The sequence below is a fragment of the Vulcanisaeta sp. JCM 16159 genome (assembly GCF_001316265.1).
Classification (GTDB): Archaea; Thermoproteota; Thermoprotei; order Thermoproteales; family Thermocladiaceae; genus Vulcanisaeta.
Window position 1 is genome coordinate 26,372 of the sequence record NZ_BBDN01000009.1, and the last position, 12,258, is coordinate 38,629.

At 41.9% G+C, this 12,258-nt stretch carries 11 protein-coding genes and 5 pseudogenes; 9 read left to right on the plus strand and 7 right to left on the minus strand.

Translation table 11 applies throughout. The features are described 5' to 3' along the window. The first annotated feature begins 5 nt into the window (after positions 1 to 5). The 3 genes from JCM16159_RS16645 to rhmD all read left to right on the plus strand — a co-directional run bounded on the left by JCM16159_RS16645 (position 6) and on the right by rhmD (position 2,204). A complete protein-coding gene (locus JCM16159_RS16645) occupies positions 6 to 527 on the plus strand; it encodes an alcohol dehydrogenase catalytic domain-containing protein (RefSeq protein WP_243666508.1) in 522 nt (173 codons plus the stop codon). Continuing rightward, positions 488 to 808 carry a zinc-binding dehydrogenase gene (locus JCM16159_RS16650; protein WP_243666509.1) on the plus strand — a complete coding sequence of 107 codons (321 nt, stop codon included), beginning with the start codon at positions 488 to 490 and terminating at the stop codon, positions 806 to 808. The genes JCM16159_RS16645 and JCM16159_RS16650 overlap by 40 nt, the downstream gene beginning before the upstream one ends. A gap of 211 nt (positions 809 to 1,019) precedes the next feature. Next, positions 1,020 to 2,204, plus strand: coding sequence for an L-rhamnonate dehydratase (gene rhmD / locus JCM16159_RS09385; protein ID WP_054857643.1), 1,185 nt, complete (start codon positions 1,020 to 1,022; stop codon positions 2,202 to 2,204). Between the two features lie 9 nt (positions 2,205 to 2,213). On the opposite strand, the gene JCM16159_RS16655 is transcribed toward rhmD, so the two are convergent. The 5 genes and pseudogenes from JCM16159_RS16655 to JCM16159_RS09405 form a co-directional block, all read right to left on the minus strand. Further along, positions 2,214 to 2,528: a hypothetical protein gene (locus tag JCM16159_RS16655; protein ID WP_243666510.1), complete on the minus strand. Its 315-nt coding sequence runs from the start codon at positions 2,526 to 2,528 to the stop codon at positions 2,214 to 2,216. After that, positions 2,492 to 2,992: a hypothetical protein gene (locus JCM16159_RS16660; protein ID WP_243666511.1), complete on the minus strand. Its 501-nt coding sequence runs from the start codon at positions 2,990 to 2,992 to the stop codon at positions 2,492 to 2,494. Before JCM16159_RS16660 ends, JCM16159_RS16655 begins: the two co-directional genes overlap by 37 nt. 9 nt (positions 2,993 to 3,001) lie before the next feature. Beyond that, complete coding sequence (locus tag JCM16159_RS09395) at positions 3,002 to 3,553, minus strand: zinc-binding dehydrogenase (RefSeq protein ID WP_367834441.1); 552 nt, start codon at positions 3,551 to 3,553, stop codon at positions 3,002 to 3,004. Positions 3,554 to 3,676: 123 nt separating this feature from the next. After that, a pseudogene (locus JCM16159_RS19245) lies at positions 3,677 to 3,912 on the minus strand (alcohol dehydrogenase catalytic domain-containing protein); the annotation flags it as partial. A 236-nt stretch (positions 3,913 to 4,148) separates the two neighbouring features. Further along, on the minus strand, positions 4,149 to 5,519 hold the full coding sequence (locus tag JCM16159_RS09405; protein WP_054857646.1) for an MFS transporter: 1,371 nt from the start codon (positions 5,517 to 5,519) through the stop codon (positions 4,149 to 4,151). Between the two features lie 134 nt (positions 5,520 to 5,653). Between JCM16159_RS09405 and JCM16159_RS09410 the strand changes: the two genes are divergently transcribed. Beyond that, positions 5,654 to 6,346, plus strand: coding sequence for a helix-turn-helix domain-containing protein (locus JCM16159_RS09410; protein WP_054857647.1), 693 nt, complete (start codon positions 5,654 to 5,656; stop codon positions 6,344 to 6,346). Positions 6,347 to 6,355: 9 nt separating this feature from the next. Here the strand turns inward: JCM16159_RS09410 and JCM16159_RS09415 are convergent. Then, positions 6,356 to 7,416, minus strand: a pseudogene (locus JCM16159_RS09415) (inositol-3-phosphate synthase). Positions 7,417 to 7,721: 305 nt separating this feature from the next. Here JCM16159_RS09415 and tmk point away from each other — a divergent pair. Both tmk and JCM16159_RS09425 read left to right on the plus strand, forming a co-directional pair. Beyond that, positions 7,722 to 8,320 (plus strand): annotated as a pseudogene (gene tmk / locus JCM16159_RS09420) (dTMP kinase). Between the two features lie 40 nt (positions 8,321 to 8,360). Further along, a pseudogene (locus tag JCM16159_RS09425) lies at positions 8,361 to 9,331 on the plus strand (cyclic pyranopterin monophosphate synthase MoaC). Here JCM16159_RS09425 and JCM16159_RS09430 read toward each other — a convergent pair. Beyond that, positions 9,328 to 10,016: pseudogene (locus tag JCM16159_RS09430) on the minus strand (NDP-sugar synthase). The pseudogenes JCM16159_RS09425 and JCM16159_RS09430 overlap by 4 nt on opposite strands. Positions 10,017 to 10,115: 99 nt before the next feature. Between JCM16159_RS09430 and JCM16159_RS09435 the strand changes: the two are divergent. The 3 genes from JCM16159_RS09435 (at position 10,116) to JCM16159_RS16665 (ending at position 12,155) form a co-directional block, all read left to right on the plus strand. Continuing rightward, positions 10,116 to 10,817, plus strand: coding sequence for a 3,4-dihydroxy-2-butanone-4-phosphate synthase (locus JCM16159_RS09435; RefSeq protein ID WP_054857648.1), 702 nt, complete (start codon positions 10,116 to 10,118; stop codon positions 10,815 to 10,817). Positions 10,818 to 11,016: 199 nt separating this feature from the next. Further along, positions 11,017 to 11,208: a chromatin protein Cren7 gene (locus tag JCM16159_RS09440; RefSeq protein ID WP_054857712.1), complete on the plus strand. Its 192-nt coding sequence runs from the start codon at positions 11,017 to 11,019 to the stop codon at positions 11,206 to 11,208. Between the two features lie 752 nt (positions 11,209 to 11,960). Next, on the plus strand, positions 11,961 to 12,155 hold the full coding sequence (locus JCM16159_RS16665; RefSeq protein ID WP_243666512.1) for a hypothetical protein: 195 nt from the start codon (positions 11,961 to 11,963) through the stop codon (positions 12,153 to 12,155). The last annotated feature ends 103 nt before the right edge of the window (positions 12,156 to 12,258 follow it).

Here is a 12,258-nt window from a genome sequence, read left to right on the forward strand (position 1 = left end):
TTACAATGAGAGCGCTTGTTTGGACTGCAATTAGACGGATGGAGATTAAAGACGTTGAAAAGCCTAGGCCAGGTCCTGGTTGGGTTCTTCTTAAGGTAAAGTATACTGGTATATGTGGTTCTGACGTGTCTGGTTTCTTAGGATTAAACGAATTGCGTAAACCACCGTTAATAATGGGGCATGAATTTACGGGCGTTGTTGAGGACGTAGGCCCTGGCGTTCCTAAGGATGTGGTTGGTAAGTTGTTTTCCGTGAATCCAATTGTTGGTTGCGGTCATTGTAGGTATTGTAAGATGGGTCTTAAGAATCTATGTGTTGAGAGGAAGATAATAGGCATTGATTATCCAGGTGCATATGCTGAGTACGTATTAGCGCCATATGACAATTTATACCCAGTAACCGATCCCATTAGGGGTGCATTAGCTGAGCCAGTAGCGACATCATTAAGGCTGTCAGATTATCGGGTGCAGCTCTTGGTGACTCAGTCTTGGTTCTTGGGGCTGGGCCTGTTGGTGCCTTCGCAATAAAGCTTCTATCAGCTGGCGGTATTAGGGACTTAACGGTTGTTGAAATTAATAAAAACAGGCTTGAGTGGGCTCGTAGGTTTGGAGCCGCAATACTTGTCGAAAAGAGCGGTGATGAGGCATTAAAGGAAATTAGGGAGTTATACCCTGAGGGTGTTGATGTGGTTATTGATGCTGTTGGTTCCGAAATTACGAGACGATTAGCAATAAACGCGGTACGTAGGGTGGTAGGATTATTTTCGTTGGTTTACATGATAATGAAGTTAGGATACCAGGTAATGTAATAGTTAGGAATGAGATTGAAATAAAGGGTTCCTTCTCATACACAGATGAGGATTTCAGGAAGGCAGTTAATTTATTAGAGCAGGGGCTTTTTGATCCGCGTGAGGGTTGGATTGATATTAGGCCTCTTGAGCATGGCCAAGAATCCTTTGAGGAGTTAACAGGGACGTACACGAAATACGTCAAGATAATGCTCACACCAGGTGAGTAGGCATGGGTGATGGTGAGGTTGAAACTTTTAGAATTAAGGATGTTAGAGCTTACGTCGTTAAAGGCGGTGGTGCTGATTACCATGATCAATCAACTAATCACTGGATACTCGGTTACATAGCAACGCCAATATCAATATACCCAGAGTATAGAGCTAGTAGAGCATCATGGGGCTTAAATGTACTTGGTTCGCTCGTTGTTGAGGTTGAGGATTCAAGGGGTGAGGTAGGTTTTGGCGTGAGCACTGGCGGCTATCCAGCGGCTTGGATAGTAGAGAATCACCTGAAGAGGTTTGTTGTTGGTAAGTATGTTGGTGAAATAGAAAAGACTTGGGATCAGATGTTTAAGGCAACGATATTTTATGGAAGAAGAGGGCTCGTTATGAATGCCATATCCGCGGTTGATCTTGCGCTATGGGATTTGGCAGGTAAGGTTAGAGGGTTACCTGTTTATGACTTACTTGGTGGCCCTGTCAGGGATGAAATAGTGTTTTATGCCACAGGTCCTCGACCCGATATTGCAAAGAGGAAAGGTTTCATAGGTGGTAAGTTACCACTTAAGCATGGACCTGCTGATGGTATAGAGGGATTGAGGGAAAATGTGAAGATATTTAAGGAGTGGAGAGAGCAGCTTGGCGATGATTTTTTACTTATGTATGATTGTTGGATGAGTCTCGATCTACCGTATGCGATGAGGCTCGTAAATGAACTAAAGCCATATGGTCTTTACTGGATTGAGGAGCCATTTATACCAGATGATTATTGGTCGTACGGTGCTCTTGCTCAGATATTACCACCAACATTACTAGCTAGTGGTGAGCATGAATCAACACTTCACGGCTTTAGAATGCTTCTTGAGGTTGGTAAGGTCAATGTCATTCAACCAGACATAACCTGGGTCGGTGGTATAACGCCAATGATAAAGATATCAGCTCTTGCTGAAGCGTATGGCACATACGTAATACCACACGGTTCAAGTGTATATGGTTATCACTTTATAATAACCAGGGTTAATAGCCCATTTGCTGAATACCTCGTTGTATCTCCAGACGCCACAGAGATAATTCCACAATTTAGTCCACTATTACTTAATGAACCGGTTCCGGAGAATGGAAGAATTAGACTTAGTAGAAGACCTGGCTTTGGGGTTGAGCTTAATAGAAAGATTGAATTAGTGAGGATTAAGTGATTTTGAATATTAAATGACCCATTGTTTGTATCTATTTACGTTTTCTGGGTCGTAGGCTGGTATTATGTATTTACTAATTCTCTTCAGGTATTCATAGGCGTCAAGGCATTCATAAATGTCTTCAGCTATTCCAATGGGTACATTCTCGGTTATGTTTCTCATGGTGAACGCGGCATCCGTGTAACTGACAACGCCATCCTTAGTCTCGAGTATTATAGCCATGGAACTCCTATGGTGACACCCAGTCCACTTTACTCTAACGCTGGGGACTACAACGTCCTCATCATTTAAGAGGACAATCCTATTCCAAGCCTCCTCGAACAAATACTCCCTAACATACCTGGCAGGTAAATGTCCCTATTGAGGAATGGTGATGGTCTTGGGTTAACCACATCCTCGAACCAACCCCTCCTCGAGAAATAAATCCTCGCCTTCCTAAATAGGTCTATATTGCCCACAGTGTAATCCTGAACAGGCGTTATTACCACGTGCGCAATATCATCTGGCTTTAAATTCAGCCTCTTAAGAACATTCTCAATTCTCTCATTATCACTAACTGTGAAGCGACATCTATCACTACCAGCCCACTCCCTAAGGAACTTATTTCTAAGCGTTAAATCCCTAACAAGGCCCGTACCAACTAATACGTATCCATCATCCGTGTCGATAATTAATGAATAGAAGGAAAGCCTAACCCACCTATCAAACCACTGCATCCAATAAACCTCGGGTCCGGGAACTTCGCCATGATCTCCAACCTTAGCAAGCCAAAATCGTCTAACACCCATGTTGGTCACCTACGGCGTTATCACAAATCTGCCTAATATTTTACCCTCCGCTAATCTATTTAAAGCATTATTAACAGCATCTTCCTCAAGAGGTACCTTCTCTATGTAAGACCTTATTCCGTGTTCCTTCACGAATTTAACCATTTCCTCCATCTCACTTATGGAGCCATAATTACTACCAATAACTACGTACTGCCAAACCGTAGTTTCAAACACGGGTATTGGATAAGACTTACCCTCCATGCCGACGAGTATTACGGCACCGCCTGGTTCTAATAAAGGTATCATTTTTGCAGAATCCTCATTACCCACGAAATCGAGCATTACGGCTGCACCATCCGGATTTAAATCTCTAATTACTTTACCAGCATCACTGGGATGTACGGCATAATGAGCCCTAACTCCATAGCCACTTAAGCTACTATCACTCCTAGAGACAGCTACTATTTTTACATAGGGTACTAAGTGCTTAAGAAACTGAATTGCATACGAAGCCAGCCCACCAACACCATAAACAATAACTACAGAATCCGGTTTTAGGTAAGGCAGCGCCTTTTTCACTGCCGAGTATGAGGTTAGACCTGCATCAGTCAAGGGCGCAGCTTCTATTGGGTCAATATCTATCTTAACTAAGTACCTGTAATTAGGTACGTATAAATACTCAGCGTATCCACCATAATAATATGACTGACCTGGAATAGCATGACCTTTACACGCCATACACTTATCAATGCGACAATATTTACAATTTAAATCAGCCCATATCGCATAAACAAGGACCTTATCGCCAGGCTTATTCCCTTAACCCTTTTACCAATAGCTTCTACAATACCTGCATTTTCGTGACCAAGAACGAAGGGTGCTCTAAATCCCTCTCTGGGTTCCTCACCTTTCCACAACCTTATGTCTGTTTTACACATACCAGCACCTATGATTTTAATAAGTACTGATTCATCGTCACCCGGTTCCGGAATATCTACATAACCTATCTTCAACGGCTTACCGAATTCCTGAAGTATTGCCGCCTTTACTTTCACATTTAATTTAAGATATAAAGTACCTTATAAATCATGACTGCAACATGTTAGATATAAATAATTGAAATTTAAATTTATCAATTTTTAAGAATAATTTTTAAATTACTTTATTAATCTATTTATGGAATTTTGCCTCCATAGAAATCTCTCAGAACTTCTTCTAATGATTTGCCCTGTGACTTAGGTCCATATAAATAGCCTACTATTATATTTAGTATAAAGAATGCCGTAGCCACCGCAGCGATGGCTTTATATCCAATTATATTTATTAAAGTTGGTACTATTAGACTCCATACACCTAGGGCAAACCTCATCCAAGACCATGCAAAGCCCTGGGCACTGTTCCTTATTTCAGTTGGGAATAATTCAGTCGACCAAACCCTTGTCTGCGGCCAAAGCCACATACCATGTCCAAATCCGAATCCTATTACGTTAAGTAATGCGACCCATAATATACTAAATGGTAGGAATATGGGTACCGCAAATGATACGGCGCATATGGCGGCAGCTACTGCGTACATCACGTTCCTATTTAGTTTATCGGATAGTGGCATATAAACAGCTACTACACCTATTATTGCGGTTATAAACCACAGTATCTGACCTACATAAGCCATTGCGGTTGTTGTGAATCCAATATCCTTAAAGAAGTAAGGCAGGAAGAATCCAAATGTTCCCGCTGGTACACCCCAGAATATATAAATTGGTATTATGAATGCTAAACCCTTCTTATATTTAAAGATGTCGCTCCACCTATACTTATATTGAGATTGTTGAGGCTGCGCGTCCTGATGAATATTTGCTTGCGTGGTTGTTTGTTCGCCAAGCTGCTTTAAAGCTTCTTGAACTATGTTTGTCTTGCCAGCTACTAAACTCCACCTAGGTGATTCAACTAGGCCTCTTCTAAGGATCCAGGTTATTATTGCGACAGCAGCCAACACGCCAAAAACAACCCTAAAGGTTAATGCTCCATAAGGCTCAAGGGCTATACCTAATAGGAGCATGACTATGGGTCCTATATACCAAAAGACGTTGGTAAATGCCATTAAAAACCCTCTTTTATACTTTGGTGCATATTCTGCTATTAACGACCAAGATGTAGGTACATCGAGACCAACAGCAATACCTACAATTATATATCCTATTAAAAGCATTATATAATTAACGGCTGCAGCCATTATTAATGCACCTACGAAGTAGGCAAGTAGGTCGTACGTGTAGATTGTTTTTCTACCATATCTATCGCCAAGAGGCCCTGCTATTATTGCTCCAACAAATGCTGCAAATGCGTTAGGGCTGAACGCAGCAATGATTCCTAGTAAAAGTGACGTTAAATGAAATGTTGAGATCCAGTATATCGTGGATACCGCACCAGCGACTATCGCTCCTGCATCTAAGAAATCACCCATTGCAGATAAAACAGTCCATCTATAGTGAACTAAAGTTAACCTTGCCTCGTCAAACCTTTTTATCACATCCCACGAACTCATACAATTTAATTAAAATGTGCTATGATTATAAAGCATCTATGCAACATGTTGTATGATAATTATAAAAAAAATTATGTTAATTATGTAAAATGGAAGAAAAACTTAATAATTAGGGATTACGCGTTATCAATGTTATGAGAAATATCAATCATAATTTAATATTGTTAGATTTGAGCTATGTTCATGAAATTGATTGGACGGCAAATCTTACAGATTTTGATTGGGTCTATAGGGTTACGCAGGCCGGTTTTGATTATTCTAGGGGCGAGGTCGTCGAGGTCGCCACATTGAGGATTAATCGTAAGGATGACTTAAGGCAGGTCTTTAATTCATTACGTAAACATGGTATTGATATAATATATTTTATAGGTATAAACCCGGGTTATCCTAAGTATGTTAAGGTTATTGTTAAAGGTAATATAGATTTATCTACTCGTTTTCTGGCTCAGGAGCTTGGGCTTCTTGAGGTTTATGCGTACTATACTAATGGTGTTGAGCGCTGGGGTTTCTTAGCTTTTAATCGTGAATCTATTGATCAATTTCTTAAGGAAGTTACTAATTATGGCAAAATCGCTAATAAAAATCTTAAGATTTTAAAAATTGAGGATTTAATTGCGGCAAATACATCAAGACTTGATGTATTTTTAAACGCAAGTGAGTATAGGGTGCTTAGGTATGCCTTTGAACGAGGCTTTTTCAACATACCACGATCAATAAGTATGGATGAGTTATCTAAAGAACTTGGTCTTTCGAAGTCCACGATAGATCGTTACATACGTTCATCATTAAGTAAGATACTTAAGGCTATAATATGGAGAGAGAATTGATTATACTTTCTATCTAGTTCTTTTGCCTTCGATGAATTCCACGAGCCATTGGTATGCCACGTCGGGTGGCGCGTGAACTGGTGGATTCTTAAAGGCCCAGGCTGATAGACTGATGAGAGGCCCACTAATTTCCCTATCTAGTGCTAGCTTTACTGTCCTGACTATGTCAATCATCATGCCGGCGTTGTTGAATGGGTCGTAGACTCCAGGTCAACTTTTATCCTGATTGGTACATTTGCGAATCCGCGGGCCTCGATGAACATGTGTGCGATCTTCCTACTGCCGAGGAACCTTATGTAGCTACCGGCGATATGTATGCGTCGAAGTCCTCACCCTCAGCCATCTTTTTCACGGCCTCGGTCTTCGTCTTCTCCTTCTGTCCCTTCCTGTACATTAGGTTTAGGAAGTCTGGTGTGCCGCCAACGTTTAGTTGGTACGTGCCTCTATCTTAACGCCCCTTAAGGCCAGTAGCCTAATTATGGTTTTGTGAAGTACCGTGGCTCCTAGTTGGTTCTGGACATCATCACCAGCAAGTGGTAGTTTGGCTTTTTCGAATTTATCCTGCCATTCCTTCGATGTTGCTATTACTGAGGGCATGGCATTCACGAAGGCAGTCCTACTTCTCAGCGCTGCCTCTGCGTAGGCCTCACTGGCCTTTTGAGCACCTGTTGGTAAGTAATTAATGAGAACATGCGCATTGGTGCTCTCCAATTCCCTAACAACATCCTCAACGGAACCCTCGATAATTGGTATAAAGGCGTTCTTTAATTGTTCGGCGATGCCATCAAGTAGAGGGCCAGCCCTTACAGTAACACCTAGTTTACCAACCTCAATTACTCTAATCGCATTGTTTGGTTCCGTAAATATCGCCTCACCGATGTCCTTACCAACCTTACGCGAATCAACATCAAAGGCCGCGACAATCCTTATATCCCTTGGTTCGTAAGGCCCAATACGTGGGAATATAAGTCCCACAGGATTGGGTTCAACCTCGCAGTACTTAAGTCCTTGGACGAAGCTGACGCCGTATTACCAACACCAGCTATTGCCACGTTGATACTCGACTTCATTACCACGTAATATTAACAGCTATTAATAAAGATTTCTCCCGATCAATTGCCCCTCCCCTTAATAAATTGACATCAGAGGCATTGCACCGGCGATGATAAAACCCATACTAACAATGACGAGTGATGCGAAGGAATTAATGCAGTGCAGTCATGTTTATGTAATTGAATTGCAGCTGCAATAAATCTAGAATTTTAGCCGCCGATGTGTTATAAATGATGCCGAGTATATTAAATATAGCCGATCTATTACTTGCTTAGGATGAATTATTTAAGTGATTCCTTCTAATAATTGTTTAGGGACGCCTATGTTTGTAGCTATTGAAGGCATAGATGGTGTCGGTAAATCAACTGTAATAACTGCACTAAGGAAGAAGTTGGAAAATGATGGTTATAGGGTGTATACCACGGCTGAGCCAGTCAATCACCCATTGGCAGGTTAATAAGGGATTGGCTTCTCAAGCCAAGGACAAACGTGGTTCATTCATCGATATACGCCCTTCTCTTCACGGCAGATAGAGTTCAGCATTACTATGGAGAGATTAAGCCAATGCTTGACAAGGGTTACCTGGTCATTACTGAGCGTTACATGGAATCAACACTGGCGTATCAGGGGGCTATGGGGTTACCACAGGAGTGGTTGATGGAGCTTCATAGGTTCGTACCCAAATCTGACCTAACAATAATTCTCGACGCGCCTGTTGATACCGTGGTGAGCAGGTTGAGTAGTAGGCGTGAGCTTGAGGTTTTCGAGGTCGATAAGGAATTCCTTAGTAGGGTTAGGGAGATCCTACTGAGGCGTGCGTCCATGTATAATTACCCAGTTATTAATGCTGATAGGGAGTTGAGGCTTGTTGTTGATGATGTTTATAGGTTAATAATTAATGCATTGAGGAGGGTAGCTTAAATAGGCGTAGGTTTAATAATGCCTTGTTATGTCTGTTAGGATGATTGATATTACGAGTAAGGAGCCCGTATACAGGGAGGCCATCGCCACGGGTTTCCTGAGGGTTGATGAGGACACAATGAACGAGTTAATGAAGACCGGGGTCAGTGGTCTTGGTAATGCGGCGGCCATAGCTAAGGTAGCGGCAATAAATGCCACGAAGACTGCATGGAAGTACGTACCATTACTCCACCCAGTACCCATCACCTATATCGAGGCTAGGGTACGCTATGAGAAGGATGGTATTAGGATGGCCGTTCTTGCCAGGACAAAGGCCCAGACCGGCATTGAGATGGACACACTATTCGGCCTATTCACCGGCCTACTCGCTGCCTGGAATACAATAAAGGGGTGCAGTAGGACGTGCACGCCTGAGTGGGTCACAAACTTCATGGGTAAGCAGGTACAGACCTGCGGCTTTAGTCGTGTTGATGGCATGTTCGACATTAAGGTCGTTAGTAAGGTTAAGTCTGAGGATAGGGTAGGCCTATCACTAGGTGATTTTGAGGATAATGCGGGTGGCGCGCCTGTTGTAACCATGTTTGACGTTACCACCGAGCCCACGTATTACGGCGAAGCATCGGCCAAGGGCTTCATAAAGCTTAGGGAGGACACTATTGAATTGATTAGGCAGGGTAGGGTGGAGAAAGGCGATGTGGTGACCGTGGCTAAGGCAGCGTCGATAATGGCCACCAAGAAGACTTGGGAGGTATTACCCTCGTGCACCTTAACTACATAACCTACGTTAACACCGATGTCAAGGTTATTGAGGATGGCGTTGAGATTACCGTGGACACACGCAACATGTCGAACACGGGCTCCGCAATGGAGGCCGTCTTCGCCGTAGGCGTCGGTCTATTAACTGTTTGGGATATGGTTAAGAAGTATGAGAAGGATGAGAATGGTCAATACCCATACACAGTTATTAAGGAGGTCAGGGTATTAAAGGCCCTAAAAACACCCGCTGTTTAGGCGTAAACCTCACTTATTACCTTCTCAACCTCCTCAACATCCTTAACAGTGTCAACGGACTTCCAATAAACATCCCTATAGATAACGCCCCTAATCCTCCTCTCACTCGCCAGCTTTGGGAATGCCGTGACCTCAATATCACCCTTTTCAGGCAGGTACTTAAAGATGTCCTTGGTGAAGGCGTAGACACCCGCGTTTATTAAGTAATCAAGCAATGGCTTCTCCCTGAACTCCGTTATGAAGCCTCATGGTCAACATGGACAATCCCATAGGGGCTCCTCATGGGGACGAGGGCTATCGTTGAGATGACATTACCATTCAACTGCTCTATTAATGGCTTAATCGATAGGTTCGTTATTATATCGCCATTAAGTACTATAAATACCTCATCCTCAAGGAACTTCATGGCATTCTTAATGGCACCACCTGTACCAAGGGGCTCCTCCTCAACACTATAGAATAACCTAACACTGAACCTGGAGCCATCACCCATTACCTCGAAGACCTTAGTCCTTAGGTAACCAACGGCAAGAACTATATCTTTAACGCCCTGCCTACTAAGCCACTCAACTTGCCACTGAAGTATTGGTTTACCACCAACCTCAATGAGTGGTTTTGGTCTGTCTAGTGTTAATGGTTGAAGTCTCTTTCCAAAGCCGCCAGCCAGGATTAATGCCCTAACCATTAATTATATGGTCTCAGATAAGCATATTAATGCATTAAGTTTCATAAACCTAGATTTAAAGTTAAATTTATTAACTTAAACTCTAGGTTTAAGGAGCATATGATCGAGAAGGCATTAGAGTTACTTAGGCAGGGTAGGATAATATTCATTCATGATTCTGACAATAGGGAGAATGAGGTCGACGCAGTGATAAGGGCTGACCACGTAACACCATCAGTAATTACCTGGATGAGGAAAAATGCCGGTGGTTTGATATGCTTTGTGACTGAGGACTCGATAGGTAGGCAATTAGGTCTTGACTTTATGAGCGATGTATTACGCAAAATAGGCTTTAACGGGTTAGTGAAGAGGCCTGGCTATGGTGATGACCCAGCATTCTCAATATACGTTAACCACGTGAAGACAACAACGGGCATTAGGGATAGGGATAGGGCATTAACAATCACGAGACTTGCCGATGTGATTAAGATGATTAGTGAGGGTAAGGTAATGGATGCCCGTAAGGTCTTCTATGAGGAGTTCTACGCACCAGGACATGTACCAATCCTCTTGGGTAGAATTGGACGCAGATTTGGACATACTGAATTGTCCCTAATACTTTCAAAAATGGCTGAAATACCGCCAGCGCTGGTAATTGTCGAGATGCTCAGTGATGATGGTGGAGCATTAAGTAAAGATATCGTTAAGAAGATAGCCAGTGAATTAGGCACAGCACTTATAAGCGGTGGTGAAATAGTTGATGAAGCAGGAGGCGTGGAATTATTTAAGCGAATAAATTTGAATAATAACATATTTAAATGAATAATCGTATTAACTCACGTATTATTAATATACCTCCCTGCTTGATATTGTTTAATCTCAACTTGGCATAATTATCATAAAATTTGATATTAGTAAAGAAATTATGTGAGATTTAGCGTATTGAGACCGATATATTCGTCCGTTGCATTCCCAAGCGATGTTTTTAAATACTCCCGAATCAATGAACTTATTGACCAATATGGTCACACTAGAGGACCTGGCAAAGAAGGAATATGAGGTTGAGGGTAGGAGGTTGAGGCCTACGAAGGTTTGGAAGGTTCAGCCTAAGGGTAGGAAGGGCTTTGTGATGGCGTTGTTCAAGACGCCAGACGGAAAGACCGTGAGGAAGGTAATAGCCAAAGTAGACGAACAAGGAAACATAATAACCTAACAAAACAACGGCATCAAAATTAACCCATAAAATTAAAATCATTTTTCTCTTTCTTTCCTGAAAATTAACCTGTATGAATTGTTGGTTAATATTTGTTGAGGATTGTTCAAGACTATGTAATTGCCTAAGTGAGCACCCGTTAGTATTGAATTCAAACCCTGGTATTATTAATGGCGATAGTATAATAATTGCGGATGAAGAGACGAGGACTCCCTGCTGTGTAGCTATGGCCAGTAATATTAGGTCTTTCAAGGTCGATGAGGAATCGAGAATGTATATTTATCTAAAGGATTGCGGCACTCTTAATGAGAATACCATGAATGTAATTACGAAAATTATAAGGTCTATAACTTCCATAGTTAAAATAGTAAATGCGAATCAAAATTTATGTAGGTAATGTATTGATTAAATTTGAATAGAAATAAGGTACTTTTCACCTGAAATTAAGTGCTCAGGGTAGATAAGAATACCTGGTGAGGAGGATTACGTTAAATCAGAATATTAGACTCTAGTCTATTAGGCAGCCGTGACTGAGGTCTTAAGGCCGTGATTGACTCAATGGGACTCTGCGTTTTAATTAATGCACTTTGGACGGTATCGAGACACTGTACAGACTTGCCACTGGAGGAGTGTTACCAATAATGACTCGGTTAAGGTTGGTGTCAGGATTGATACCATAGCCAGGGTTTTAGTACGCTCTAAATGGATGTATCGATCCATGGTCTGAAGCGCCGAGGAAGACGATTAATGGCATGGATAGTCCAAGATCTGGGCATGAGGAAATAATTGAGGGCGTTAGGGAGTTCTGCAGGATTAGGAATCGAAATATTGAAACCGGGTTTTCGAGCCGTGAGTATCTAAGGGCATTGAGAACCGAATGGATAACAGACTTAAAAGACGAAGCCGAAGGATTATTAAGAGAATATAACTCTAATCTCCAGTGCTGAACATTGACAGTACTGATTAAATGCTAACATGATTATACTAAAAGTTAATCATAGAGCCATAGTACTTTATGAATCGACTACTTATGGTTAATTCATTGAAGAT